Consider the following 25,115-nt stretch of genomic DNA (forward strand, 5'->3'; position numbering starts at 1 on the left):
ATGGATATCAGAAAGATTGATGACAACATTTCAGTTGCACCCCAGATTTCCGTCGAAGATGTGGCAGAGGCCGCCAGGCTGGGTTTCAAGACCCTGGTAGCAAACCGCCCCGATCACGAGGAACCCGGCCAGCCCGCAATGGCGGACATTGAAGCGGCCGCGCGGGAACAGGGCCTTGAGTGGGTCTATATGCCGGTGGAGTCAGGCAACATCACCGATGACGATGTAAACCGATTTGCGCCAATGATCCGGGACGCGGAAAAGCCCGTACTGGCCTTCTGCCGCTCCGGAACCCGCTGCACCGTGTTGTGGGCACTGAGCTCGGCCAGAAATACATCAGCCAATGAAATCTTTACCAAGGCACGCAACGCCGGCTACGACATCTCAGGCCTTGCTCCGAGGATGGCACAGCAGGCCGCCGATAACAGCTGATAATCCAACCGTTTCATCTACGTTCAGGATCCACCGCATGCAATACAAAGGTTCAGAGAATTTCAGCCACAACCAGCCCGACCGATTGGGGGTGCTGGTCACCAACCTGGGCACCCCGGATGCCCCGACCACTTCGGCACTCCGGCGTTACCTGGCTGAATTTCTCTCGGACCCGCGAGTGGTGGAGCTGCCGAGGCCTCTGTGGTGGCTGATCCTGCACGGGGTTATCCTCCGCATTCGGCCCAAGCGCAGTGCGGAGGCCTATTCCAGTGTGTGGCAGCCAGAAGGCTCTCCACTGCTGTTGCACACCGCAAAGCAGGCTGAGGGCATCCGGGAGGCCCTGAAACGCAAGTATGGGCCCAACGTGGTCGTCGGGTTTGCCATGCGGTACGGCAATCCGTCGATTGCACGGGTTCTGGATGAGATGCAGGAACAGGGAGTGCGGAAGCTGCTAGTTCTGCCGCTGTACCCCCAGTACTCCGCCTCGACCTCTGCCTCCACTTTCGACGCCATCGCCAGGGATTTCACCAAACGGCGCTGGCTGCCGGATTTCCGGTTTATTTCCCATTACCCGGATTACCCGCCGTACATTGAAGCCATGGCCCGCCACATCGAGGCACACTGGTCGAACCACGGGCGGAACCAGAAGCTGGTGTTCTCCTATCACGGGGTGCCACTGAAATACCTGACCAAAGGCGACCCCTACCACTGCGAATGCCACAAAACCTCACGGTTGCTGGCGGAACGCCTTGGCCTGAGCAAGGAAGACTACATGACCACCTTCCAGTCCAGATTTGGCAAGGAAGAGTGGCTCAAGCCCTACACGGATGAAACCCTGAAATCTCTGCCGGGCAAGGGCGTGAAATCCATCGACGTGTTCTGCCCCGGCTTCTCATCGGACTGCCTGGAGACCATTGAGGAAATCGACGAGGAAAACCGCGAGTACTTCATGGAAGCCGGCGGTGAAGGCTTCAGCTATATCACTGCACTGAACGCCACGCCCGGCCACATCGAAGCTCTGGTGAAACTGATCGAGGATAATCTGGAAGGCTGGCAGGTGCCGAAGAACGAACCTGATGCACTGGCTGCACGGCAACAAAGAGCCGATGAGCAAAAAGAAATGACCTATCCGGGCCGGGATCTTTGAGCCGGCCCAGGCTTACAACCGGGGCAGTATCAGCTGCTCCGTTCCTCCCCCGTCTCCCGCTCATTCGCTGAAAGATCCGGTACAGACTGGCAGAACGTGCATTCCTCAGTATCAACCGCAGCACCGCCTGCCTCCACGTAACGCACCCTGTGACTGGCCTTACCCCGATTTGCGGAGACAGAGAACTTCCGATCGCGGCGTTCCATTGAGCGGTCGCGTGATGGGTGATTCTTCTGGAAGTTAGTCATGTTTCGCCCTCATACGTTCGATAACTGGATAGTGAGGGTGACCTGGCGCCAAACCAAGTAGGGATAAACACGACGATCCGTGGGGAATTGGTGCTAAAGAGTTCTTCGGGGAGACAAGGGATAGAAGGAAAAATGGCGGTGGGCCAGGGATTCGAACCCCGGGAAGGCTACTAACCTTCGGCGGTTTTCAAGACCGCTGCATTCAGCCACTCTGCCAGCCCACCGGTTTTTCCATTCGCCGCCATTGCGACAGCGGTGTGCATGATACCGGAATTGCCTGTGCTGTCAACGCTCTGCATAAAACCCGCCGTATTTTTCAACATTAACGGTTTTTAATGGAATCCGGGAGCCGGTTTCCTGTCGTAAATGATTGAAAGTTGCGTATCTGACACTATTATGGGACACAGTATCCAGTCGTTATAAACGGAGATGACAATGGAAGACAGACGATTCGGCGTTCAGAACTCTCAGGGAGCCTATTCGACTCCCCAGACCGAGCGCGCGACCACTGGTATCAGCGATGACGCGATGAAGGTGTTGCGCAACACCTACATGCTCCTGGGCATGACCCTCGCCTTCTCGGCGCTCACCGCATTCCTGAACATGAACGGAACCCATCCGGGCTTCCTGATCACCATTGTGGGATACATTGGCCTGCTGTTCGCAACCTATAAGTTGAAGAACAGCCCGTGGGGCATCGTGACCACGTTCGCGCTGACCGGCTTCATGGGTTACACCCTGGGCCCGATCATCGGCGCATTCGTAGCCGCCGGCGCTTCCCAGATTGTTGCCCAGGCTCTGACACTGACGGCTGTCGCCTTTGTTGGCCTGTCTGCCACGGCAATCATTACCAAAAAAGACTTCAGCTTCATGTCGAGCTTCCTGACCGCTGGTGCCTTCGTATTGATCGGCGCCATGCTGCTGGCCTTCCTGATGGAGAGCTCTGCTCTGCATCTGGCAGTGTCTGCTGGCTTCACTATTTTCGCCTCCATCATGATCCTGTTTGAAACCAGCCAGATCATCAAAGGTGGAGAGCGCAACTACGTGATTGCCACCGTTGGACTGTATGTATCCATCTACAACCTGTTCGTCAGCCTGCTGCACTTGCTGTCTGCGTTCAGCGGCGAAGATTGATGCCAGACTGATTAAGCTTGCTCGAAACCCCGGCAGTTGCCGGGGTTTTTGCTTTCGGTAAACTGAAAGCCCTGAACGACAGATCAGGAACACACAGGAAATATGGCCGAAACTGCTTCTGAAAGCTTCACCCTGGTAATTACCGGCGCACCCTACTCGTCCCAGGCGCCCCAGACCGCCCTTGGCTTTGCTCAGGCTGCCGTTAACGCCGGGCATCGCATCGACCGGGTTTTTCTCTACGGGGATGGCGTGCATCTTGCGTCAGCACTGTGCGCACCGCCATCGGACGAAACCCACTGGCCCGAGGCGTGGTCGCAGTTTCTCACCGAGCACAGCATTCCCGGTGTTGCCTGCATTGCCTCTGCGCTGCGTCGTGGGCTGGTAAACGAAACCGAGCAGAAACGCTACGAGTTGCCCGCATCCAATCTGCGCGCCCCGTTTGAAATCGCAGGGCTCGGCGAATGGGTCGAAGGACGGATAAAGTCCACCCGAACTCTCTACTTTCACGCTGGAGACTGACCGTGAGCACTCTGATCATGATTGACCAGGCTCCTTACGGCACCTGGAGCGGGCGGGAAGCACTGGATATGGCGTTTTCGCTGGCAGCTTTTGACCAAGCGGCGTCACTCCTATTCACCGGAGCTGGCGTCAACTGGTTAAAAAAGGGCCAGGAAGCCGGAGGCATTGGCCAGAAGTCAGTGGACAAGAATCTCGCGGCTGCGCCTATTTTCGGTATAGAAGCCATCCTGGCGGATCGCGCCGCATGCCGCACCTACGGACTGGATGAGAACTCGCTCATTGAGGGCGTAACTCTGGTAGATGCAGACGCCGCCCTACTTGCCGCCTATGACCACACCGCTTTCGCAGGTTGATCCATGACTGCCATCCAGACATTGCACATTCTGAACAAGTCTCCGGACCACCCGCGTGCAACCCGCTGCCTTGAGATGGTCGCTGAGGAGGATTGCCTCTTGCTGATCGGCGGGGGCGTTCTACTTCTTGCAACGGATAATCTGCCTGGGATCAGCAGGGTATTTGCACTCACGCAGGACCTCGATGCCCGGGGACTGGCCAATCTGGCAGGTAACGTCAGCGCTGTGGATTACGCGGAGATGGTTTCGCTGTCAGTTCAAGCACAACGGGTAATCAGTTGGTAAGCCATGACCAATACCACAATGCCGGAACGAAATAACGAAGGTTTTCTTGAAGACGCCCGAGACTGGACGGAAGATGTCGCGGCTACCATAGCCGCTGAGGACGGAATGGAGTTGACCGAAAAACATTGGGAAATCATAGAGTTTTTGCGGTCTTTTTATAAGGAACATGAAATATCGCCACCCTCGAACCGCCTGTTCGTGAAAGCGGTCAAAGAGGCCTTGGGCGAGGACAGGGGCAACAGCATTTATCTGATGCAACTGTTTCCCGGAACCCCAGCCAAGACCGCCTGCCGGATAGCCGGGCTTCCCCGCCCCACCAATTGCCTGTAGCGCCGCGCAGCAGCTCACATACCGACAAAGGATAGGAACTGAAGCAGCCCTGCCAGGGCACCGAAAATACCGCCCACGAGCATCAGTTGGAGTTCCTCTTCCCTGAACGCCGGGCGAAGAATGTCCTGGAATTCATCCGGTTTCAGTGCCTTCATCTGCCCCGACAACACTTCCGCCACCACCGGCGCCCTCTCCCGGTTAAACGCGGGGTCGCTAAAGACATCTCCGGTGGCCAGAACCGCCTTCTGGTTCATCACCCGTTGCAGTTCGGTGTAACCCGTCATGCCCATGGTCACCTGCGCTGTCAGTTTCATGATGACGGAATTGTCCAGCAAGGGGCGAAGATGTTTCTGGATGATCGCCCGGGTCCTGTCGCCCTGACTGCCATTGATCATGGCATCGGCAACTTTCTCAACCGTGATCAGTTCTTCGGCCACCAACTTTGCCCAGACATCGCTGATCTCTGGTTGCCTGCGCAGAAACAGTCCCTGGATTTTCCAGAACAGAAACCGGCGCGGCCTGAGCGGGGAGAAGATCAGGTTGATCGCAATCCAGTTGGTTACGAACCCGACCACAAAGCCCCCGAGGGGCAACAGCCAGGGTTCTGGATAATGGGTCCACAAAGGCACGAGGACTGCCCCGAGGATGCCGCCGATAATCGCGCCACGGTTGATCACGGACTGGAGTTCCACCGCCCCGGCTTGCTGGAAGATCCGGTTCATCATATCCGGCTGCTTCTCCAGTTCCCGGCTGAGCAACGCCTTGAGATCCACCAACTCATCCAGATCATCGCCAAAGTCCTCGACCAGCTCCTTTACCCGGGACGGCAATTGCTCCCGTGCCCACTGGTAAATCCGATTCCTCAGAAACAGGGGTAGATTGTCCCAGAGGACCGGCTGAATCTCGTACATGACTTCATCAATGTACTCATCCATTCTGGGGGTGACCTGGGAAACAACCTGCTCAACGATGCGCTGGGGTTCGAGCTTCTGATAGACGGCGTTGAGGTCGCCGAACTGCTGGAGGGTCCTGTCGATGCAGATGTGCGCCATCTTTTCCGCCTTGCGGGGAATAACCCCCTGCCAGCCCACCAGGCCCACGCCGATGAATTGAACCGGGTAAAAGGACATCTGGATGGCAAGCCAGTTGGTCAGCCAACCAACAACGGCCGCCATGAGTGGCACAGACAGAAGCGCAACGTCGTACAAGTTTGACCCCGGTGTAAGAGTGTAATCCGTTCAAGCTGGTGATAATTCTGTTAACAGGCAGCCAGGATGGTACATGCCTGATGTTTCCGTGTATGTGACGAATGATGAAGTAATTGAAATGTCACAACATTGGCCGTGTAGCCAGGGAGATGAGGGTACTGCGGCAGTCTTGAGTGGGCGCCGCGCCCTGAGGGCGCGGTCCACAGGAAAGAAAAGACCTTGGCGCTTACTGGTAGTAGGCGTTTTCAGTGTAAGAGTGATCGGTCACATCCCTTACGGCAGTGATTTCCGGAACACGCTCCCGAAGGGTGGTCTCTACGCCCTGTTTAAGGGTCAGACTGACTGCAGAGCAACCCTGGCAGCCGCCACCAAAACGCAACACCGCCACTGATTCATCAACGATCTCTACCAGAGACACCTCGCCGCCATGAGCTGCCAGGTTGGGATTGATTTCGGAAGCCAGAATGTAATTCACCCGGTCCGGAAGCGGCGCATCGTCATCAATCTTCGGCACCTTTGCGTTCGGTGCCTTGATGGTGAGCTGGCCACCCATCTGGTCTTTGGAGTAATCCACGTACGCTTCTTCAAGGAACGGAACGGAATTGTGGTCCAGATAAAGGATGAACTTGTCCAGATCCACCTGCTCGTCCGTCGGTACAACTTCGTTGGGTGGGCAGTAGGCCAGACAGGTCTCGGCGTTCTTGGTGCCGGGCTGGGTAACGAATATACGCACACCCATGCCTTCCACATCCTGTTTTTCGATAAGTTGTGCAAGATAGTCCCGTGCGGGATCTGTCACAGTAACCTGAGCCATGTTTTCAACCCGTTTGAAAGTTTGAGTTCATTTTAAGGGAGTTCGCGGGAACATGAAAGACCAAGTAAAATAGTCGGGCTTTACGAAGGTAATCAATTTCCCGTATTGGCAGGTATTTGCAGAAGGCAGTTGATAATCGTCATTCGTACTAAGACGGGCTCAGGCATTTTTGCTATGATCCCGCGCCATTGACATTAATACTGCGTTATTAACGACATCCGGAAGTACTTCTATGACCGATCGCACCACCCGTCTCGACCAGCTCCAAAAGGCCCTGCAGGAACGCATTGTGATCCTTGATGGCGGCATGGGCACCATGATCCAGAATCTCAAGCTGGACGAGAAGGCGTTCCGTGGTGATCGGTTTGCCGACTATGATCGGGAAGTCCAGGGTAACAATGATCTTCTGAACCTGACCCAGCCTGCCCTGCTCCGCAACATTCATGCGGATTACCTGGATGCCGGCGCAGATATTATCGAAACCAACACCTTTAACTCCACCCAACTGTCCCAGGCAGATTACGGACTGGAGGCAATTGCCAAGGAACTTAACGTGGCCGCTGCCAGGCTGGCCCGTGAGATTGCAGACGAATACACCGCCAGAAATCCGGACAAGCCCCGTTTTGTGGCCGGCGCCGTCGGGCCCACATCGCGTACCGCATCCATTTCACCGGACGTGAATAACCCGGGCTACCGGAACGTCGATTTTCAGACCCTGGTCGATAACTATTATGAAGCTGTCGAAGGCCTGGCCGAGGGTGGTTGCGACCTCATCCTGATCGAAACCATATTCGACACCCTGAACGCCAAGGCGGCGATCTACGCCACGCAGCAATACTTTGAAGACAGTGGCGTCACCCTGCCGATCATGATTTCCGGCACGATCACCGATGCCTCCGGTCGGACCCTTTCCGGCCAAACCACCGAAGCCTTCTGGAACTCGGTAGCGCACGCCAAACCCATTTCAGTCGGCCTTAACTGTGCGCTGGGTGCAGATGCTTTACGCCCGTACGTGGAGGAGCTCTCTGACAAGGCGGAAACCTTCGTCAGCGCGCACCCGAACGCCGGTCTTCCCAACGAGTTTGGCGAATACGACCAGACCCCCGAGGAAATGGCCGAGATTATCGAAGGTTTTGCCCGTGATGGCTTCCTGAACATCATCGGCGGCTGCTGCGGTTCGCGACCGGACCACATTGAAGCGATTGCGCAGGCGGTGGCCAAATACCCACCCCGGAAAATTCCAGAGCGTCCGAGAGCATTGCGCCTGTCTGGCCTCGAGCCGTTCACCGGCGACGACAATGTTCTCTTCATTAACGTGGGCGAGCGAACCAACGTCACCGGGTCCAAGCGTTTCCTGCGTCTGATCAAAGAAGAACAGTACGAAGAAGCCCTCAGCGTTGCCCGGGACCAGGTTGAGAACGGTGCCCAGATCATCGATATCAATATGGATGAGGGCATGCTGGAGTCCAAGGAGGTGATGGTTACCTTCCTGAACCTGGTTGCCTCCGAGCCGGATATCTCGCGGGTACCGATCATGATCGACTCCTCCAAGTGGGATGTGATCGAAGCAGGCCTGCGCTGCATCCAGGGCAAGGCCGTGGTGAATTCCATCAGTCTCAAGGAAGGCGAAGAGGAGTTCATAAAACGGGCCAGGGACTGCATGCGCTATGGAGCCGCTGTGGTGGTGATGGCCTTTGACGAACAGGGCCAGGCCGACACCTACGAGCGCAAGACAGAAATCTGCAAACGCTCTTATGATGTACTGACCGGTATTGGCTTCAACCCGGCGGATATCATCTTCGACCCCAACATCTTCGCCATTGCCACCGGCATCGAAGAGCACAACAACTACGCGGTGGACTTCATCAACGCCACCCGCTGGATCCGGGAAAACCTGCCCCACGCTTCGATTTCCGGCGGCGTGAGCAACGTTTCTTTCTCGTTCCGGGGCAATGACGTGGTCCGGGAAGCCATCCACTCGGTGTTCCTGTATCACGCCATCAAGGCCGGCATGAACATGGGTATCGTGAACCCCGGCCAGCTGGTGATCTACGATGAAATTGATCCGGAGCTCAAGGAGCTGGTGGAAGACGTTGTCCTGAACCGGCGCGATGATGCCACCGACCGCCTGCTCGAGATTGCCGAGCGCTACAAAGGTAAAGGCGGCAAAACCCAGGAAGAAGACCTCGCCTGGCGTGAATGGTCTGTCGAAAAACGCCTCGAACACGCCCTGGTGAAAGGGATTACAACCTATATCGTCGAGGACACCGAAGCCTGTCGCTTAAACGCCAGCCACCCCATCGAGGTAATCGAAGGCCCGCTCATGGACGGCATGAACGTGGTCGGTGATCTCTTCGGCGACGGCAAGATGTTCCTGCCCCAGGTGGTCAAGAGCGCCCGAGTGATGAAGCAGGCCGTCGCGCACCTGATTCCCTACATTGAGGCAGAAAAAACCGAAGACCAGAAAGCCAAGGGCAAGATCCTCATGGCCACGGTGAAGGGCGATGTCCATGACATTGGGAAGAACATCGTGGGCGTTGTGCTCCAGTGCAACAACTACGAGGTGATTGACCTAGGCGTGATGGTGCCCTGCGACAAGATCCTTGCCGCCGCCAAAGAGCATGATGTCGACCTTATTGGCCTGAGCGGCTTGATCACGCCGTCCCTGGACGAGATGGTCCACGTGGCCCGTGAGATGCAACGGCTGGATTTCAACATCCCGTTGATGATCGGCGGTGCGACAACATCGAAGGCTCACACAGCGGTGAAAATCGAGCCCCAATACAAAAATGACATTGCCCTGTATGTGTCGGATGCATCCCGCTGCGTGAACGTGGCATCCCAGCTTCTCAGCAAGACTGCAAAGCCGGAATTTGTCGAAGCGGCCCGCACCGAATACGACGAGATTCGTGAACGCCGGAAAAACCGCGGCGACCGGACCAAGCTGGTGTCTTTGAAAGAAGCCCGCGACCGCGCGCCGGAAATCTCCTTCGAAGGCTACCAGCCTCCCAGGCCGGCATTCACCGGTATCCGGGTATTTGAGGAATATGACCTCACTGAGCTGGTGGATTACATCGACTGGACACCGTTCTTCCTGTCCTGGGACATTTCCGGCAAGTACCCGGCCATCTTTGATGATCCGAAACGCGGCGAGGCGGCTCGTCATCTGTTCGACGATGCCCAGAAGATTCTTCACCGGATGATTGACGAAAAACGGGTCCAGGCCCGTGGCGTTATTGGTTTCTGGCCAGCCAACCGTCGGGGCGACGATATTGTTCTGTACGCAGACGAGTCGTGCGGAGAGGAGCTGACCACCCTGCACCACCTCCGTCAGCAGGATGAAAAGGCACCCGGCAAACCCATGATGGCACTGTCTGATTTCGTTGCGCCTGAGGGCTCCGGTACTTTGGACTACGTGGGTGGTTTCGCTGTGACCACAGGCATTGGCGCGGAAGAGTTCTCACTGGAATTCAAAGACGCCAACGATGATTACAACGCCATTATGGTGAAGGCGTTGGCCGACCGTCTGGCGGAAGCGTTCGCAGAACGCATGCACGAACGGGTCCGACAGGAGTTCTGGGGCTACGCGGCCGATGAAAAGCTGGCCAATGAAGACCTGATCAAGGAAAGGTACCGCGGGATACGGCCTGCACCGGGCTATCCGGCGTGCCCGGATCACACCGAAAAGGCAACCCTGTTCAACCTGCTTGAAGCCACTGACACGGCAGGTATTGAGCTGACTGAACATTTCGCCATGTTCCCGACTGCGGCCGTATCCGGCTGGTACTTTGCACATCCGGAATCCAAGTACTTTGCAGTAGGCAAAATTGGCGTTGACCAGGTTGAGGACTATGCTGAACGCAAAGGCATTTCCAAGGCCGAAGCAGAGCGCTGGCTAGCGCCAAGCCTGGCCTACGATCCGGCAGAATAAACTTCGGCCAACGCACAGACCAGGGGCGGATGTATGACGGAGACTTCAAAGGCAGAAAGAAAGGATCAAGAGAAGCAGCGCGGGCCTAGCGTTTTAAAAGTCATGCAAAGCATTCTGGCCGGCGCTTTCGGGGTACAGTCCGACAAGCGCCGGGAAGAGGACTTCTCAAGCCATAGCCCCTGGCCCTATATCATCGCCGGCATTCTGTTCACAGCCAGCTTTGTGGTTGGCCTGATCGTTATCGTGAATCTGGTCCTGGCGAGCCAGTAAGATTACTGGCCAGCCACCCAGACAACGGCGAACGCAACGGCAAGCACCACCAGCAGAACGGCGGCAACGGCATCGGCCTGACTATCTGAGCGTACGGTCTTTTTCATGTCTGTTCCTCTTTCCGAGTTGGGTCTCGTGTTTTTCTTGTTTTCACACAGCCCGGCACATCGGCCCGGCTGCCTTTGTTAAGTTAAGCAGTTAATTGATATTCGTCCAGTCCATTGTTCCGCTTGCTTATCGCCTGAATCGATAAACATATTTTGAAATAATCATTTTAAGAATATAAACCCGCTGTTATCCTTCCCCCCAGATATAAGGCCGTCGGCCTCGATATGTCGCTTTCAAGCAGGATCTTCCCACTATGTACGTATACGATGAACACGATCGGCAAATGGCCGCCGAGAGGGTTGCCCAGTTCCGTGACCAGACCGAAAGGGCTCTGGCCGGTGAGTTGGCAGAAGACGAGTTTCTTCCCCTTCGCCTGCAGAACGGCCTGTACGTTCAGCGTCTTGCCCCCATGCTCAGGATCTGTGTTCCCTACGGCATGATGCGTTCGGACCAGCTTCGTAGACTTGCCCGGATTACCCGGGACTACGATAAAGGCTATGCGCACTTCACCACCCGCCAGAACGTTCAGCTTAACTGGCCGGCGCTGGAAGACGTTCCGGATATTCTTGCGGAACTCGCCGAGGTGGAAATGCATGCCAACCAGACCAGCGGCAACTGCATTCGTAACACCACCACAGACCAGTTCTCCGGTGTTCAGTCCGATGAAATTGCGGATCCGCGCCCCTACTGCGAAATCATTCGACAGTGGTCCACCTTTCACCCGGAATTCGCCTTCCTGCCGCGAAAGTTCAAGGTTGCCGTGAATGCGTCCGAGCATACCGATCGCGCCGCCATCCAGGTGCACGATATCGGCTTGCAGATGGCGCGTAATGAGGCTGGCGAACTCGGCTTCCGTGTTCATGTTGGTGGCGGCCTGGGTCGGACACCCATGGTTGGCCCGGTTATCCGTGAGTTCCTTCCGGAACTGGACTTGCTGACCTACCTGGAAGCCGTGCTGCGCGTCTACAACCGGTATGGCCGGCGGGACAACAAGTTCAAGGCCCGGATCAAGATTCTGGTGAAGGCGCTCACTCCCGAAGGCTTCGCCGAGAAGGTGGAAGCCGAGTGGCAGCACATCAAGGATTCCCCTACCCGGCTGACACCGGAGGCGATTCAACGCATCCAGGCTTACTTTACCGAGCCGGATTACGCGGCACTGGATAATGCCACAGACCTGCTGGCCAGCCAGCGCTTTGAGAATCGGGGCTTCGATCAGTGGCTGACCCACAATGTGGACACCCACAAAAAGCCGGGCTACGCCATTGTCACCCTGACCATGAAAAAGACCGGTACACCTCCGGGAGATGTCAGCGACAAACAACTGGAGCAGATTGCCGATCTGGCGGACGAGTTCAGTTTTGGCGAAGTTCGGGTCACCCACCAGCAGAATGTGGTGCTGGCAGATGTGCGCCAGGATCGCCTTTTAGAGTTGTGGCAGGCCATTACTCCGATGGGCTTCGGCACCGCGAACCTGAACACCCTGACGGACGTCATCTGCTGCCCCGGCGGCGACTACTGCGCGCTGGCTAATGCCAAGTCCATCCCTGTGGCCGAAGCCATCCAGCGGCAGTTCGATGATCTGGACTACCTGTACGACCTGGGCAACATTGATCTGAACATCTCCGGCTGCATGAATGCCTGCGGCCACCACCATGTCGGCAATATCGGTGTTCTTGGCGTCGACAAGAAGGGTGAAGAGTTCTACCAGATCAGCCTTGGCGGTTCGTCCCACCACGACGCCTCGATTGGCAAGATCCTGGGGCCGTCATTCGCCCGGGACGAGATGCCCAAGGTGATTTCCAAGATCATTGATGTCTACGTTGATAAGCGCACGGAAGAAGAGACCTTCCTGGATACTTATCGTCGTGTCGGAATTGATCCTTTCAAGGAGCGGGTATATGCCTAACGTTATTTCTCCGGACGGCAGCATCCGTCAGGACAACTGGGTTGTGGTTCCCCGCCCGGCTGAGGGTGAATCACTGGACATCCCGGCTGACCAGCCGGCATTGATCCCGGCGGATCTGTGGCTGGCCGGTTACGAGCATTTCACCGGCAGACAGGATATCGGCGTGTGGTTTGACAGCCACGACGAGCCGGAGATCCTGAATGGCCACGTCAATGAGCTGCCGGTGATTGCGGTGAACTTCCCGAAGTTCAGTGATGGCCGGGGTTACAGCATTGGCCGTTTGCTGCGGGAACGCTTTGGCTACGTGAACGAATTGCGTGCCATCGGCGACGTGCTATTGGATCAGCTGCAGTTCATGAAGCGCTGCGGTTTTGACGCCTATGTGCTTCGAGCTGACAAGGACATCAACAAAGCCGCACGGTGCCTGAACTTCTTCAGCCAGGGTTATCAGGCCGCCACCGACACCGACATGCCTCTCTTCCGCCGTCGGGCCTCCTGATTTAGATCGGAAGAATGAAGAGAGGGGTTCACCCCTCTCTTCACTCCCAATTACTTGGCGTGATCCAGAACAATCTTCCCGGACGACTCACCTTTTAGAAACGCCTTCAATGCGCCATCCAGATCCTTCCGGCCAATATCTCTGGCTGAAGCTTCCGTTTTAGGACACGCCCACTCCCCTGCGAATTTCTTCCAAACGGCTTCTTTCTCCGCCAGCGGAATCTCTACCGAATCCACACCCAGCAGATTCACGCCACGCAGGATAAACGGAAGTACCGTGGTCTGAAGACCGGGTCCCGCGACAAGGCCACAGCAGGATACGGAGCCGCCAGGCTGAATCTGTTTGAGCAGTTCGGCCAGCGGGCCGCCACCGACCGTATCCACCGCGTTGGCAAACGCAGGTTTGACCAGAGGTTTCTTTTCTTCTGCCAGGGTCTCACGACCCACCACTTCGCTGGCACCCAGGGCCTTGAGATCATCCGCGTGCTCGGCCTTACCACTGATGGCGACGACCTCGAACCCGAGTTTGGAAAGCAGCTCAACGGCAACGGTGCCAACGGCACCGGAGGCACCTGAAACGGCAACCTTACCCTGCTCCGGTTTGGCACCCATGGTCAGAAGCTTCTGGACACAGAGGCCTGCGGTGAGACCGGCGGTGCCATAGATCATGGCGGTGCGGGCGTTCCAACCGGCAGGCATGGGGACGCACCAGGCGGCAGGAACGCGGATGTATTCGCCAAAGCCACCGTCGGTGTTCATGCCCAGGTCATAGCCCGTTACGATAACGGGACTGCCGTTAGACGGCGTTCCCGTAGCTGACTCAACGACCTCACCGGCGGCGTCGATACCCGGGGTGTGAGGGAAAGAACGGGTGACTCCCTTGTTGCCGGACGCGGACAGCGCATCCTTGTAGTTGAGCGAGGAGTGGCTGACCCGGATCAGGACCTCGCCATCGGGCAGATCACCGGTGCTCAGGGTTTTCTCGGCGCCGACATACTCTCCGTTCTGCTCTTCGACACGCCAGGCTTTGAATTCGGTATTGGTTGTCATCGTTGTTCCCCGTTTTCAGTGGTCTACTGGAACTTCTGGTTGCGGAAGGCGCCCAGTACTTTCCAGATCGTGTGTTCAAGCGCCGCACTGGTTGCCAATCCGAGCTTTTCCGGAAGGCTCCGTTTGCGCTGGTATGCCACTGAGACTACGTCTGCGCGGTCGCAGGCTTCAATGAGATATTCGTCGGAGGTTTTGATCTCATCGATCAGCTTTACCTCCAGGGCCCGCTTGCCAAACCAGATATCGCCATTGGCAACTGCAGCGATATCCAGGTCAGGCCGTCGTTCGCTGACATATTCCTTGAACAGACCGTGGGTGTCTTCAAGGTCTTCCAGGAATTTCTGACGGCCTTTATCGGTGTTTTCACCGAAAATGGTCATGGTTCGCTTGTGCTCGCCGGCAGTCAGCACTTCGAAGTCCACATCGTTTTTCTTCAGGAAACGGTGGAAGTTCGGGAGCTGGGCAACCACGCCAATGGAGCCAAGTATGGCAAACGGGGATGCCACAATCCGGTCGGCCACACAGGCCATCATGTAGCCACCGCTGGCCGCGACCTTGTCAACGCAGGCGGTGAGGCGTACGCCCTTGCTTCGAATGCGATCCAGCTGGGCGGCAGCCAGACCATACGAATGAACCAGTCCGCCACCGCTTTCCAGGCGGATAACAACTTCGTCCTTTTCCGGATCGGCGATGCTCAGTACGGCGGTAATGGCGCGGCGAAGCGGATCGGTGTCGCTTGCCTTGATATCGCCATCGAAATCGAGAACGTAAACTCGGCCGCGACTGTCCTCATGCTCGTCGCTATCTTTCTTGGCCTTGGCCGCCTTTTTTTCGGCCTTCTGTTCTTTCTTCCGGGCCTTCTGGAAGAGCTTGCGTTGTTGATCCGACATCAGCCGGGATTGAATCGTTTCACGCAGTTTCTCGTATTTCTCATTGAGCTTCCGGATCTTGAGCTCTCCCTCGCCCTCATGATCACCCCGATCCTTTTGGGCGGCGGACATGACGACAGAGATCACCACCAGAGCCGCCACCACGAAGGTAACGATCTTGGCCAAAAACAAACCGTATTCTGTCAGGAACTCCAAAGTGCTTCTCCAACTGAATGTACAAAGGCAAGAGTGTAACTTACCGAATTTATGGTGATAAGGAGAGCAAAAAAATTAAAACAAGCGTTCGATCGATCTTGACAGACCGGACCACTAACCATAAAGTCGGATTGCGAGGTCGGCTCTACCCGGGCAACCGATCAGGCTCGTGCAGCCAGGGACATCAAGCCGTCGTGATCATGACTAGACAACCATCAAAAGGGTAAAACAATGTCTGTAGCTCAGGTATTTGAACAACTCGAACAGAATTTCAACGCAGACGCAGCTCAAGGCCTGGACCTGGTATTCCAGTTCGACATCGAAGACGACAAAACCTATCACCTGGTCATCAATGACGGCACCTGCAAGATGCACGAAGGCGCCCATGACGACCCTTCCGTCACCCTGATCATGAATTCCGAAACCCTGCACGGCATCGTTTCCGGCGAGACCGACGGCATGCAGGCATTCATGGCAGGCCAGCTGCGCGCCGAAGGCGACATGATGCTGGCAACCAAGCTGGGCGAACTGTTCAAGATGGGCTGATTGTCCCCGGCAAGTGTTGTAAAAAAACCTGCGTTTCGACGCAGGTTTTTTTGTACCCCGGGATTCTACTGGTTCCAGAACTGGACGGCTGCCCTCGCCTGATCGTTCACCGGAACGGCCACCAGTCCCGAGGCGGAAAGTTTAACCTCGAAAACAGCCTCATCCCGCATTGGCATGAAAGTCATGCTGCCGTCCACCGCCTCCAGAAACGGCAAGTTGTACTGCTGATCCCACTGCCATAGATCCGGCCAGATGTCCTCGGAAAGCCCTACGGCTGTTCTTGGCGCAGACCGCTCCTGCTCAAGAGACGTGTAACGCCCGCTCAATCGTTCCAGCCGATAGCCGGGAGCAATATCCAGCCATCGGAACGGGCCGGTAAACCGAATAATCCTGGCATCGATCTGCCACTGGTCGCCCTGAAGTGTCCGTATGGCGGCTATGTCATTCTGGCCCTGGAGAGAAACCTCCCAGATTTGCTCGGCCTGTCGTTGGGTAGAAATGGTTGCCACGGTCTGCATGCCGACCAGCGATTGGTAGCTGGTGAGGTTTACCGCAATAACAAGGACGTAAAGCCCGGCAAGGATAACGTTGAATACCACCGTACCCTTCAGCCAGGTCAACAGCCATCCGGGGTGTCTGAAAAACAGCAGGCCCGCGATAACCATCACCGCGCCTGCAGCGGCAAGGACAATGGTCGCGAGCGTATAGGACATGGAACTACAAACCTACATCGTCCAGCGACGATTCTGCCAACTTCAACAGGTCAACATTACGGTCCTCACTCTTGCCGATGTTCTCGATGTAGTACTCGAGTGACGTCAGCGCGTCGGCAAGGGCTTCAAGCACCTGAGCTGCGGGGGCTTCCTTGGCATCCAGCAAACGCTCCTGGATAGAGGCTGCCACACGCTCAAGAACGCCTGCCGCCCCGGGGTCGTTAACCATCTGCAGGCCGCCCCAGATACTGTGCAGGGTTGCCGGCAGATTCGCCAGATGGAGTTTGTCGTAGTCGGATTCGATAAAGGCAGTAATCGCTCGTTTGGCCAGGGTCAGAGCACCACGGGCTTCATCGGCAACCACATACAGCGCTTCCCGAAGGTACACAGACTCTTCACGCTTGCGCCCACCACTGGCCAGGGCATCGGTTTCCGACGTGATACCCCGGGTGACAATCTGCATTACCGCATCTTCAATGCCCAGAACGGAATCCGCCAGCCGGTAAAGCTCATCATCACCAGGCAGCCGGGACTCTTCTTCCCAGCTCCGGAGTTTGCCCGCCTCTTCCCGTGAAACGCTCGCCAGCTTGTTCAGGTCGAGCATAACCAGGGTGTTTGCCAGACGCTCTAGGGCATCAGCAATGGAAGACAACTCGGCCAGATCCGGCTCTATGCCACGCTCGATGATGTCCAGCTTGTCTTTTAACTGGTTCAATTCATCCTGCAGCGCTTCTGACAGGGACTTGAGAACGTCGCTGCCGGGGCCATATAACCTGCGGGCGTGGGCCTCGAGCATGGAGTCGGGAAAATCGGCTGGCGCGAGATGATAGGCGGACAGCACCTGGGTGACTTCAGGGTTGGCAGAGCCACTGCGATACAACAGATAGACCAGGTCGCGGATCAGGGAATCCGGGGCGTCTTTGCCGGTGGCGACTTTGCCAACGTAAACCACTTCCCGGGCGTATTTTTCGATCCGCATGAACATGCGCTTGCGGGCCTTGGTGAACACCATCGCCCGATCAAGCATGGTGTCCGCAACTATCCCGACAAGACACCACATCTGCCCCATGGGCGCTCCCTGGCACAGGCGTGCAAAACCACGAGACGCTCGCCCGATCAGCTTTTTATTCACCACGTCGTTTCGATCGCGCAGAATGCCCAGAAGCGCAACCTGGAAAGTCAGCCGCATGCGGCGGGCCATAATTTCGTAATCGGCCTCATTGCCGTCAAAGGCCTGCAGCGTCATGCCGGCACAGAAATCCGGGCGCTCCTTGACATCGACATCAAAAAAACAGGATTCGGGATAAGGTTTCTCCCGCCGGGCTTCCCGGAGATCATTGATAACAGGAAGAAGCAGTTCGGGATGATCTTCCCTTTGCTGGTGGTAATACTCTACATAGCGGCGGAGAATAAATAGCGCGCTGTTCAGTGTGGTCAGGAGGATGTTTTTGTCGTCGTTGGCACCAACGGGTACGTCGTTGGCCATGGTGACCGCTTCCTGGCACAGCAAAGTGCCGCCCCGAAGCTCCACCAGGATAAAAATGCCCCGCAACTGATTGATGAAATCAACACAGTTCTGGAGATCCTCACCCCTTTCGCGGTTTTCCTGAAAGCGTTCAAGGCTGGATTCTGCCTGCTTGATGGTCTGTTCGATTTCACTTTTGACCAGATCAAACGACTGCGATTTCGTCGCGAGAGACGACTGAACCATAAACGCTTCCCGTTAATATTGCGGAGACTACCGCATCCTCTTTGGTGGTCTCTGGTCCGGCTGCAGCGGACCAGGCCTTTTTGTTCTGGGCCGGTTAACCCCTTATCCGGCCAAAGACAGTTCGCAAAAAACTGGCGAACTTATCATTACTTATAACATAAAACTCAAGTACCTCAAGAAAGGCGGAATGTAACATTTAGTACAGGCCGACCCAGTTCTCATTCTGCGCTCTGGAGTTTACCCCAGACGGTTTCACCGGCCTGTTTTTCGAGCAGCGACATGAACTCGTCATGGGCTTCATTTTCAGCACTTGAGGCCCGAACAACGGAAAGCGGCTTTCTGTCAGCCGGAAGCCGCCTGATTCCGCCGTTGCCGCCACCACTTTCGGAGCCGGCATCCAGTGACAGCGCGGTCTGGCCGCCGGTGAGCAGCAGGTAAACGTCGGCCAGAATTTCCGCATCCAGCAAAGCGCCGTGAAGGTCACGGTTGCTGTTGTCCACGCCATAGCGTTTACAGAGCGCATCCAGATTGTTCTTCTGCCCGGGGTGGCGTGCCCTTGCGATAGCGAGCGAATCGACAATCGAACAGTGATCAGCGGTCTTACGCACCGGCTTCACCCGGGCGAATTCCGAATCCATGAAGCCAACGTCGAAGGCGGCGTTATGGATAACCAGCTCCGCTCCCTTGATGAACTCGAAGAATTCGTCGGCAATCTCGGCAAATCGGGGTTTATCGGCCAGGAACTCATTGGTAATGCCGTGGACCGTGATGGCCTCGGCCTCAACCTCTCGGTCGGGATTGATATAAACGTGGTAGTTGCGACCGGTGAGCTGGCGCTCCATAAGTTCAACGCAGCCGATCTCAATGATTCGATGGCCTTCTGCGGGATCAATACCCGTAGTCTCTGTATCCAGTACGATCTGTCTCATTGCCTGTACCTGGTTATCTGCAGTTATGCGTTGGAAAGCTCTTCGACACCGCGATTGGCGAGTTCATCCGCCAGCTCATTGTCGGGCACGCCGGAATGCCCCTTGACCCAGTGCCAGTTAATCTTGTGCCGGGCGACTTCGGAATCCAGCTCCCGCCAGAGATCCTCGTTCTTGACGGGTTTTTTCGCAGAGGTTTTCCAGCCATTGCGTTTCCAGCCCGCCATCCATTCAGTAATACCCTTGCGCACGTATTGTGAGTCTGTGAATAACTCCACTTCACACGGGCGCTTCAGGGCCTCGAGGCCCCGAATGGCCGCCATGAGCTCCATACGATTGTTGGTGGTTCTGGCTTCGCCGCCGTGCAGGGTTTTGCGGTTATCGCCATAGCGCAGAACCACTCCCCAGCCTCCCGGGCCCGGATTGCCCTTGCAGGCGCCATCAGTGTAAAGGGTTACCTTGCCGGCCATTCAGTCTCCTGGTTCGATAATCAATGGATCACTTACGCTTGCTTAGGGACGAACCGCTCCGGCTGCAGCCCCGGGAGGCGCCAACGGTGCCAGTCCCCGGCAAGGCAATGACCTTGCTTTGTCGCCAGACAGGGCGTCTTGGCAGCCGTGCATGCACGCGTTTTTTGGCAAGGATACAGTAATAGGCGCCCACTGGCAGGAGTCGATTTCCCGACAGGCGATCATCGATACGGGACCGTGGCTTTCGTCCGGCGCGTTGGAGAGGCGCTCGGAAGAACCTCGTGACGGACGCCTCGACATTGAAGCCCAGCAGGTGAAGCCAGTCTTCCATCCGACCGCGCAACAGGAAACGACCGCCCCATGGGCCTTCGCTACTCCTGGTGATCAGTTTCCGTGCTCCCCAGAGGCTGAGCGGATTGAATCCAAACAAAGCCATGGTCCCTTCTCCGCGAAGCACACGCGCTGCCTCCCGAATCACCTGATGCGGATAGGGTGAAAAATCCGCAGCGTGGTGCAGCACCACCAGATCCATGGAGTCACCTGGAAAGGCCAACTCGTCAGCATCGCAAATGGCGACTCCCTCGGGGATGTGGGGATACCATCGCGGCGTTGTCATGATCTTCTGGGAGAAATCCGTTCCCGTAGCCAGTGGCAGGCGGTGGCTGATGCTTACCTGCAATTGTCTGGCGCCAGTGAGGCGCTGAAGCTCAGCATCCACAAACCGCCTCTGGTCTGCCAGAAGTGCCCGCCCCAGCGGGGTCTGGAACCAGCGCTCAAAGCTTTCATGTCTGGCGGAATAATCAACTGCGTCGGATTCACTCACCAAAGCGGCACTCCCGGAAGCCGGAACCTGTGGTTGGGGCCTTGTATTTAATGCTCTATCATATCAGTCACATTCGATAAGCACATGTGGGGCCCTATGTTGACCATTTCTGCCATACCCGCGTTCAGTGACAACTATATCTGGTGCCTTTCGGACACCAACAGCGATAAAGCGTTGATTGTGGACCCGGGGCAGGCTCAACCGGTTCTGGACCACCTGGCCGCGAACAACCTGACACTGGACACCATCCTTGTGACCCATCACCACCCGGACCACGTTGGCGGCGTCAAAGAGCTGGTTTCCCGTTTTCCGGATTGCCGTGTCACCGGCCCCGCGGACTCCCCCTATAAAGGTAGTACCAACCTGGTTCACCCGGGCGACGAGGTGATCTGGGGGGAAATCACTTTCCAGGTGCTGGGCGTACCCGGTCATACCCTGGACCACATAGCCTATTTCACGGATGTAGAGGTTCAGGGCCGGCCAGTTCTGTTCTGCGGCGATACCCTGTTTGTCTGTGGTTGCGGTCGCCTGTTCGAGGGTTCTCCTGAGCAAATGCGCCAATCGCTCCAGACCCTGAGGGCCCTGCCGGGTAAAACCGCGGTTTATTGCGCCCACGAATATACCCTCGCCAATCTCCGTTTCGCCAGAAGCTGGCTCCCTGAAGACGAGGGACTGCGGGATTTCGAGCAGCAGTGCCAGGCCGCTCGTAATGAGGGAAGGCCCACCGTCCCCTCGGTACTGGATGACGAGAAACGGCTGAATCCATTTCTCCGCTGGGATGATCCGGCTGTCGTGGATTCGGCCCGAGCCTATTGTGCGAGCCACGGTCTGCCGGCGGATTCCGAAAACGCCATCTTTGCGGCCATACGCCACGGCAAGGATAACTTCTGACGGCCTGCGCTACGCACTTAACAAATCCTCTCAGAGCCGTAACGAGAGGTTTCTTGACCCTTTAAAAAGCGGTCCCATAGAATCGTTTCAACTTTGTTACCGTAAATTATTCAATACGCCGGGTTTTCAGTTGCTGAGTCCGGCCTCAACCTGAAACCGGATGCCTTTATGTCGGTCAGTCGATTGTCCTTGATGTTTTTCGCCGGAGCCTTGGCCAGCGGCTGCAGTAGCCTGATCAATCAGGGCGAGGAAAGCCCCCTGAACACTCAGGAAGTTGCCGTTGCCGCTGGCGACGAGGGGCTGAAAAAAGCCGTTGAAACCGGAGAGAACGTCGACGTCGCTCGCAACGAGCCGCTTGACGAAGCCATTGCGCCCGAACTCAAGGACGCTGCCAGGGATGCCCGGGAGAAGCTCGACAATCCGGTACAGAAAACAACAGAAGCAGAAGCAGAAGCGGTCGAGCAGGACCTGTGGGCCAGGCTTCGCTCCGGATTCGTACTGGATCATGATATCGACCATGAGCGCGTCCGGGACCAGTTAAACTGGTATGCCCGCCATCCCGGTTACATCGACCGGGTGGTGGAGCGTGGTAGCCGCTACCTGCACTACATTGTCAATGAGACTGAAAAGCGCGGCCTGCCGGCCGAGTATGCCCTGCTCCCCATTGTTGAGAGCGCGTTCGATCCCTTCGCCTATTCCCATGGCCGGGCCGCCGGTCTCTGGCAGTTCATTCCGTCGACAGGAAAGTACTTCGGCCTTACCCAGAGCTGGTGGCACGATGAGCGTCGGGACGTTATTGCCGCTACCGATGCCGCCCTCACCTACCTTGACCGTCTGGCGAACCGGTTTGACGGCGACCATACCCTGGCCCTGGCCGCCTACAATAGCGGTGGTGGCACGGTTTCCAGCGCCATGCGCCGGAATCGTAACAGCAACAAGCCGACCGACTTCTGGTCATTGCAGTTGCCGCGGGAAACCCGCCATTACGTTCCCAAGCTGATTGCGCTGGCGAAAATATTCGATAATCCCGAGGCCTATGGCATAGAGCTGCCATCACTGAAGGACGAGCCCTACTTCGAGATTGTTGAAACAGGCTCCCAGCTGGATCTCGCCCAGGCTGCTGAACTGGCCGGTGTCGATGTGGACGAAATCTACCTGCTCAACCCCTCCTACAACCGTTGGGCAACCTCCCCGGACGGCCCTCACCGGCTGCTTGTTCCGGTTCAGAACGCCGAGAAATTCCGCACGGCATTGGCCCAGATTCCTGCAAATCAGCGGGTCTCCTGGCGCAACTATAAGGTCAAATCCGGCGACAGCCTGAATTCAATTTCCCGTAAATTCTCGACGACTCCATCTGTATTGCAGCAGGTGAACAACCTGGACGGCGATCTGATCCGCATTGGCCAGCGCCTTATGATCCCGTCCGCGTCCAAGGGTAGTGACGCTTACGCCCTGAGCGCCTCCCAGCGCCTCGAGCGCAAACAGGAGCGTAAGCGAGAAGGAAACAAGGTGCGCTACACCGTTCGCAAAGGCGATACCTTCTGGGACATTGCCCGGGAGCACCGGGTTTCTGTGCGTGAAGTAGCTGCCTGGAATGGTATGGCTCCCGGTGACCCGCTGATCCCGGGCAAGGAACTGGTCATCTGGTCCAAAACCAGTCAGCCCACGATGGTGGCAGCCAATAGTACTCGCGGCAAAGCCATGGTGCGCAAAGTCGGCTATCGGGTACGCAAAGGCGATTCTCTGGCCCGGATTGCCAGCCGTTTTTCCGTGAATGTGCGGGACATCGCAAGCTGGAATGACCTGAATACGGCCCGTTATCTGCAACCCGGGCAAAGTCTGGTACTCTACGTTGATATCCGAAACAGTCCCTGACGTGCGAGACTTATGACAAGAACACGGAAAGCCCCATCCCTTACGTCGTTTTTTTCAGCCCTGGCTCTGATTGCCACACCGTTCATTTCTCCATTTTCCGCCGCCCAAGAGGCAATGCCAGCACATGGCATTGCCATGCACGGAGACACCAAATACCCCTCAGGTTTCAGTCATTTTGACTATGTGAATCCGAACGCCCCGAAAGGCGGTATACTAAAGATGGCCGTTGTCGCAAACGGTTTCGACTCCTTTAATCCGTTCGATATCCGGGGTGTGGCGGCAGCAGGTATCAGCACCTATCTCTACGACACCCTGCTGGAATCCTCGGATGATGAACCCTTTTCTGCCTACGGCCTGATTGCCGAATCCCTGGAAACCCCTGAAGACCGGAGCTACGTGGTATTCAATATCCGGGAACAGGCGAAATTCCACGATGGCGAAGCCATTACCGCAGAAGATGTGAAATTCTCGTTCGAAACCCTGACAACCAAGGGGCACCCCTTCTTTCGAAACTACTACGCCGACGTCAGTTCGGTGACGGTAGAGGGCCCCCGCCGGGTACGTTTTGATTTCAGCGATACCAGCAACCGGGAGCTGCCGCTGATTCTGGGCCAGATGCCGATCTTGCCGGCGCACTACTGGGCCGATCGTGAGTTTGGCAAGAACGGGCTCAATCCGCCGGTGGGCAGTGGCCCCTACCGGATCGGCGACTTCGAGGCAGGCCGGTCCATAACCTATGAGCGGGTAAAGGACTACTGGGCCAAAGACATCGGGGTCCGGAAGGGCCGGTTCAACTTCGACCAGATCACCTACGATTACTACACCGATGACACCGTGGCCCTTGAAGCCTTCAAAGCGGGCAGTTTCGATTTCCGTCTGGAGTCTTCCGCCAAGAACTGGGCAACGGCCTACACTGGTGAACGGTTTGAAAATGGCACCATTATCAAGGAAGCCATTGAACACCACCGCCCCTCGGGTATGCAGGGTTTCGCCTTCAATACCCGCCGTAAGGTGTTTTCCGACCCACTTGTGCGAAAAGCCCTGGCCTATGGCTTTGATTTCCAGTGGGCCAACAAGAACCTGTTCTTTGACCAGTACACCCGCACGGACAGCTATTTCGAGAATAGCGACCTGGCTTCCTCTGGGCTGCCAGAAGGTCGGGAACTTGAGATACTGGAGCCCTACCGGGATCAGCTCCCCGAAGAGGTCTTCACAGAAGAGTATCAGCCGCCCACAACAGAGGGTCAGCAGGGATTGCGAGAAAATCTCAGGACAGCCATGGAGCTGCTGAAGTCAGCGGGCTATGAGATCCGGGACGGCAAAATGGTACACGGAGAGTCCGGCGAACCACTGGCGTTCGAAATACTGCTGTTCCAGAAGAGTTTCGAGCGGGTGGTGTTACCCTTCAAGAACAACCTCGGCCGGCTTGGCATTGATATCACTGTCCGCCTGGTAGACAGCAACCAGTATATCCAGCGTTTGCGGGAATTCGATTTTGACTTGATCACCCAGGTGTTCGGCCAGTCGGATTCACCGGGCAACGAGCAGCGGGAATACTGGCATTCTTCTACCGTGGACGCCAAAGGCTCACGGAACTACATGGGCGTTAGCGATCCAGTGATCGACGAGCTCGTAAGCATGGTGATTCAGGCCCCCGATCGCGAGGAGCTGGTGCACCGGGTTCGTGCGCTGGACCGGGTTCTGCTGCACCACCACTATGTGATTCCCCACTGGCACCTGAGAAGCGATCGCGTCGCCTACTGGAACCATCTGCAACGTCCGGCGGAGACGCCCAAGAACGGCATCGACCTGGACAACTGGTGGGCGAAGCCCTGAGGAAAA

24 protein-coding genes and 1 tRNA gene are annotated in these 25,115 nt (G+C 56.6%); 15 read left to right on the forward strand and 10 right to left on the reverse strand.

Annotation, left to right across the window (positions count from 1 at the left end; genetic code table 11):
• Together GJU83_RS00415 and hemH are read left to right on the forward strand one after the other, a co-directional pair.
• Nucleotides 1–432, forward strand: a complete 432-nt coding sequence (locus GJU83_RS00415; protein WP_069183580.1) for a protein tyrosine phosphatase family protein — start codon at nucleotides 1–3, stop codon at nucleotides 430–432.
• A 37-nt stretch (nucleotides 433–469) separates the two neighbouring features.
• Nucleotides 470–1,579, forward strand: coding sequence for a ferrochelatase (gene hemH / locus GJU83_RS00420; RefSeq protein ID WP_069183579.1), 1,110 nt, complete (start codon nucleotides 470–472; stop codon nucleotides 1,577–1,579).
• Between the two features lie 381 nt (nucleotides 1,580–1,960).
• Here the strand turns inward: hemH and GJU83_RS00430 are convergent.
• A tRNA-Ser gene (locus GJU83_RS00430) sits at nucleotides 1,961–2,051 on the reverse strand.
• A gap of 211 nt (nucleotides 2,052–2,262) precedes the next feature.
• On the opposite strand from GJU83_RS00430, the gene GJU83_RS00435 reads away from it, so the two are divergent.
• The 5 genes from GJU83_RS00435 (at nucleotide 2,263) to GJU83_RS00455 (ending at nucleotide 4,448) form a co-directional block, all read left to right on the forward strand.
• The gene (locus tag GJU83_RS00435) at nucleotides 2,263–2,961 is read left to right on the forward strand and encodes a Bax inhibitor-1/YccA family protein (RefSeq protein WP_069183578.1); all 699 of its coding nucleotides are present in this window, start codon (nucleotides 2,263–2,265) and stop codon (nucleotides 2,959–2,961) included.
• 102 nt (nucleotides 2,962–3,063) lie between these two features.
• Nucleotides 3,064–3,480 (forward strand): sulfurtransferase complex subunit TusD, encoded by a 417-nt coding sequence (gene tusD / locus GJU83_RS00440; RefSeq protein WP_153633488.1) that lies wholly within the window; start codon nucleotides 3,064–3,066, stop codon nucleotides 3,478–3,480.
• Between the two features lie 2 nt (nucleotides 3,481–3,482).
• Nucleotides 3,483–3,833 carry a DsrE family protein gene (locus GJU83_RS00445; RefSeq protein WP_069183576.1) on the forward strand — a complete coding sequence of 117 codons (351 nt, stop codon included), beginning with the start codon at nucleotides 3,483–3,485 and terminating at the stop codon, nucleotides 3,831–3,833.
• Between the two features lie 3 nt (nucleotides 3,834–3,836).
• Nucleotides 3,837–4,118, forward strand: coding sequence for a sulfurtransferase complex subunit TusB (tusB, locus tag GJU83_RS00450; RefSeq protein ID WP_136632245.1), 282 nt, complete (start codon nucleotides 3,837–3,839; stop codon nucleotides 4,116–4,118).
• Nucleotides 4,119–4,121: 3 nt separating this feature from the next.
• Nucleotides 4,122–4,448: a TusE/DsrC/DsvC family sulfur relay protein gene (locus GJU83_RS00455; RefSeq protein ID WP_069183574.1), complete on the forward strand. Its 327-nt coding sequence runs from the start codon at nucleotides 4,122–4,124 to the stop codon at nucleotides 4,446–4,448.
• A gap of 14 nt (nucleotides 4,449–4,462) precedes the next feature.
• Here the strand turns inward: GJU83_RS00455 and GJU83_RS00460 are convergent, their stop codons facing one another.
• Both GJU83_RS00460 and nfuA read right to left on the reverse strand, forming a co-directional pair.
• Entirely contained in the window at nucleotides 4,463–5,656 is a 1,194-nt protein-coding gene (locus GJU83_RS00460; protein WP_217352201.1) for a hypothetical protein, read from the reverse strand.
• A 226-nt stretch (nucleotides 5,657–5,882) separates the two neighbouring features.
• A complete protein-coding gene (gene nfuA, locus GJU83_RS00465) occupies nucleotides 5,883–6,470 on the reverse strand; it encodes a Fe-S biogenesis protein NfuA (RefSeq protein ID WP_069183573.1) in 588 nt (195 codons plus the stop codon).
• Nucleotides 6,471–6,702: 232 nt separating this feature from the next.
• On the opposite strand from nfuA, the gene metH reads away from it, so the two are divergent.
• From metH to GJU83_RS00485, 4 genes are all read left to right on the forward strand, one after another.
• Entirely contained in the window at nucleotides 6,703–10,401 is a 3,699-nt protein-coding gene (metH, locus tag GJU83_RS00470; protein ID WP_153633489.1) for a methionine synthase, read from the forward strand.
• 33 nt (nucleotides 10,402–10,434) lie between these two features.
• Nucleotides 10,435–10,671, forward strand: coding sequence for a DUF2970 domain-containing protein (locus GJU83_RS00475; RefSeq protein WP_153633490.1), 237 nt, complete (start codon nucleotides 10,435–10,437; stop codon nucleotides 10,669–10,671).
• Between the two features lie 361 nt (nucleotides 10,672–11,032).
• A complete protein-coding gene (locus GJU83_RS00480; RefSeq protein WP_069183570.1) occupies nucleotides 11,033–12,685 on the forward strand; it encodes a nitrite/sulfite reductase in 1,653 nt (550 codons plus the stop codon).
• A complete protein-coding gene (locus tag GJU83_RS00485; RefSeq protein ID WP_153633491.1) occupies nucleotides 12,678–13,184 on the forward strand; it encodes a DUF934 domain-containing protein in 507 nt (168 codons plus the stop codon). The genes GJU83_RS00480 and GJU83_RS00485 overlap by 8 nt, the downstream gene beginning before the upstream one ends.
• Nucleotides 13,185–13,234: 50 nt before the next feature.
• Here GJU83_RS00485 and GJU83_RS00490 read toward each other — a convergent pair whose 3' ends face one another.
• Together GJU83_RS00490 and sohB are read right to left on the reverse strand one after the other, a co-directional pair.
• Nucleotides 13,235–14,233: a YhdH/YhfP family quinone oxidoreductase gene (locus tag GJU83_RS00490; RefSeq protein ID WP_153633492.1), complete on the reverse strand. Its 999-nt coding sequence runs from the start codon at nucleotides 14,231–14,233 to the stop codon at nucleotides 13,235–13,237.
• A gap of 23 nt (nucleotides 14,234–14,256) precedes the next feature.
• The gene (gene sohB / locus GJU83_RS00495; protein WP_153633493.1) at nucleotides 14,257–15,318 is read right to left on the reverse strand and encodes a protease SohB; all 1,062 of its coding nucleotides are present in this window, start codon (nucleotides 15,316–15,318) and stop codon (nucleotides 14,257–14,259) included.
• Nucleotides 15,319–15,549: 231 nt separating this feature from the next.
• Between sohB and GJU83_RS00500 the strand changes: the two genes are divergently transcribed.
• Entirely contained in the window at nucleotides 15,550–15,864 is a 315-nt protein-coding gene (locus GJU83_RS00500; RefSeq protein WP_136629577.1) for an SCP2 sterol-binding domain-containing protein, read from the forward strand.
• A 65-nt stretch (nucleotides 15,865–15,929) separates the two neighbouring features.
• Here GJU83_RS00500 and GJU83_RS00505 read toward each other — a convergent pair whose 3' ends face one another.
• The 5 genes from GJU83_RS00505 to GJU83_RS00525 form a co-directional block, all read right to left on the reverse strand.
• Nucleotides 15,930–16,577 carry a multidrug transporter gene (locus GJU83_RS00505; protein WP_153633494.1) on the reverse strand — a complete coding sequence of 216 codons (648 nt, stop codon included), beginning with the start codon at nucleotides 16,575–16,577 and terminating at the stop codon, nucleotides 15,930–15,932.
• A gap of 4 nt (nucleotides 16,578–16,581) precedes the next feature.
• Complete coding sequence (locus tag GJU83_RS00510) at nucleotides 16,582–18,288, reverse strand: FimL-related protein (protein ID WP_069183564.1); 1,707 nt, start codon at nucleotides 18,286–18,288, stop codon at nucleotides 16,582–16,584.
• 218 nt (nucleotides 18,289–18,506) lie between these two features.
• Nucleotides 18,507–19,217 (reverse strand): DNA polymerase III subunit epsilon, encoded by a 711-nt coding sequence (gene dnaQ / locus GJU83_RS00515; protein WP_136629574.1) that lies wholly within the window; start codon nucleotides 19,215–19,217, stop codon nucleotides 18,507–18,509.
• A 23-nt stretch (nucleotides 19,218–19,240) separates the two neighbouring features.
• Nucleotides 19,241–19,684, reverse strand: coding sequence for a ribonuclease HI (gene rnhA / locus GJU83_RS00520; protein ID WP_069183562.1), 444 nt, complete (start codon nucleotides 19,682–19,684; stop codon nucleotides 19,241–19,243).
• Between the two features lie 28 nt (nucleotides 19,685–19,712).
• Entirely contained in the window at nucleotides 19,713–20,507 is a 795-nt protein-coding gene (locus GJU83_RS00525; RefSeq protein ID WP_153633495.1) for a methyltransferase domain-containing protein, read from the reverse strand.
• Between the two features lie 96 nt (nucleotides 20,508–20,603).
• Between GJU83_RS00525 and gloB the strand changes: the two genes are divergently transcribed.
• The 3 genes from gloB to GJU83_RS00540 all read left to right on the forward strand — a co-directional run bounded on the left by gloB (nucleotide 20,604) and on the right by GJU83_RS00540 (nucleotide 25,109).
• Nucleotides 20,604–21,398, forward strand: a complete 795-nt coding sequence (gene gloB / locus GJU83_RS00530) for a hydroxyacylglutathione hydrolase (RefSeq protein WP_153633496.1) — start codon at nucleotides 20,604–20,606, stop codon at nucleotides 21,396–21,398.
• 168 nt (nucleotides 21,399–21,566) lie between these two features.
• Entirely contained in the window at nucleotides 21,567–23,273 is a 1,707-nt protein-coding gene (locus GJU83_RS00535) for a LysM peptidoglycan-binding domain-containing protein (RefSeq protein ID WP_153633497.1), read from the forward strand.
• 12 nt (nucleotides 23,274–23,285) lie between these two features.
• Nucleotides 23,286–25,109 (forward strand): extracellular solute-binding protein, encoded by a 1,824-nt coding sequence (locus tag GJU83_RS00540; RefSeq protein ID WP_153633498.1) that lies wholly within the window; start codon nucleotides 23,286–23,288, stop codon nucleotides 25,107–25,109.
• Nucleotides 25,110–25,115 lie beyond the last annotated feature (6 nt).

The sequence above is a fragment of the Marinobacter salsuginis genome (assembly GCF_009617755.1).
In the GTDB taxonomy this organism is placed as follows: Bacteria; Pseudomonadota; Gammaproteobacteria; order Pseudomonadales; family Oleiphilaceae; genus Marinobacter; species Marinobacter salsuginis.

What these genes read in the sequence shown, in the direction of transcription:
- GJU83_RS00415 (WP_069183580.1), top strand. Translation starts at nt 1, where the DNA reads ATGGATATCAGAAAGATTGATGACAACATTTCAGTTGCACCCCAGATT.
- hemH (WP_069183579.1), top strand. Translation starts at nt 470, where the DNA reads ATGCAATACAAAGGTTCAGAGAATTTCAGCCACAACCAGCCCGACCGA.
- GJU83_RS00435 (WP_069183578.1), top strand. Translation starts at nt 2,263, where the DNA reads ATGGAAGACAGACGATTCGGCGTTCAGAACTCTCAGGGAGCCTATTCG.
- tusD (WP_153633488.1), top strand. Translation starts at nt 3,064, where the DNA reads ATGGCCGAAACTGCTTCTGAAAGCTTCACCCTGGTAATTACCGGCGCA.
- tusB (WP_136632245.1), top strand. Translation starts at nt 3,837, where the DNA reads ATGACTGCCATCCAGACATTGCACATTCTGAACAAGTCTCCGGACCAC.
- GJU83_RS00455 (WP_069183574.1), top strand. Translation starts at nt 4,122, where the DNA reads ATGACCAATACCACAATGCCGGAACGAAATAACGAAGGTTTTCTTGAA.
- nfuA (WP_069183573.1), bottom strand. Translation starts at nt 6,470, where the DNA reads ATGGCTCAGGTTACTGTGACAGATCCCGCACGGGACTATCTTGCACAA.
- metH (WP_153633489.1), top strand. Translation starts at nt 6,703, where the DNA reads ATGACCGATCGCACCACCCGTCTCGACCAGCTCCAAAAGGCCCTGCAG.
- GJU83_RS00475 (WP_153633490.1), top strand. Translation starts at nt 10,435, where the DNA reads ATGACGGAGACTTCAAAGGCAGAAAGAAAGGATCAAGAGAAGCAGCGC.
- GJU83_RS00480 (WP_069183570.1), top strand. Translation starts at nt 11,033, where the DNA reads ATGTACGTATACGATGAACACGATCGGCAAATGGCCGCCGAGAGGGTT.
- GJU83_RS00485 (WP_153633491.1), top strand. Translation starts at nt 12,678, where the DNA reads ATGCCTAACGTTATTTCTCCGGACGGCAGCATCCGTCAGGACAACTGG.
- GJU83_RS00490 (WP_153633492.1), bottom strand. Translation starts at nt 14,233, where the DNA reads ATGACAACCAATACCGAATTCAAAGCCTGGCGTGTCGAAGAGCAGAAC.
- GJU83_RS00500 (WP_136629577.1), top strand. Translation starts at nt 15,550, where the DNA reads ATGTCTGTAGCTCAGGTATTTGAACAACTCGAACAGAATTTCAACGCA.
- GJU83_RS00505 (WP_153633494.1), bottom strand. Translation starts at nt 16,577, where the DNA reads ATGTCCTATACGCTCGCGACCATTGTCCTTGCCGCTGCAGGCGCGGTG.
- GJU83_RS00510 (WP_069183564.1), bottom strand. Translation starts at nt 18,288, where the DNA reads ATGGTTCAGTCGTCTCTCGCGACGAAATCGCAGTCGTTTGATCTGGTC.
- dnaQ (WP_136629574.1), bottom strand. Translation starts at nt 19,217, where the DNA reads ATGAGACAGATCGTACTGGATACAGAGACTACGGGTATTGATCCCGCA.
- rnhA (WP_069183562.1), bottom strand. Translation starts at nt 19,684, where the DNA reads ATGGCCGGCAAGGTAACCCTTTACACTGATGGCGCCTGCAAGGGCAAT.
- gloB (WP_153633496.1), top strand. Translation starts at nt 20,604, where the DNA reads ATGTTGACCATTTCTGCCATACCCGCGTTCAGTGACAACTATATCTGG.
- GJU83_RS00535 (WP_153633497.1), top strand. Translation starts at nt 21,567, where the DNA reads ATGTCGGTCAGTCGATTGTCCTTGATGTTTTTCGCCGGAGCCTTGGCC.
- GJU83_RS00540 (WP_153633498.1), top strand. Translation starts at nt 23,286, where the DNA reads ATGACAAGAACACGGAAAGCCCCATCCCTTACGTCGTTTTTTTCAGCC.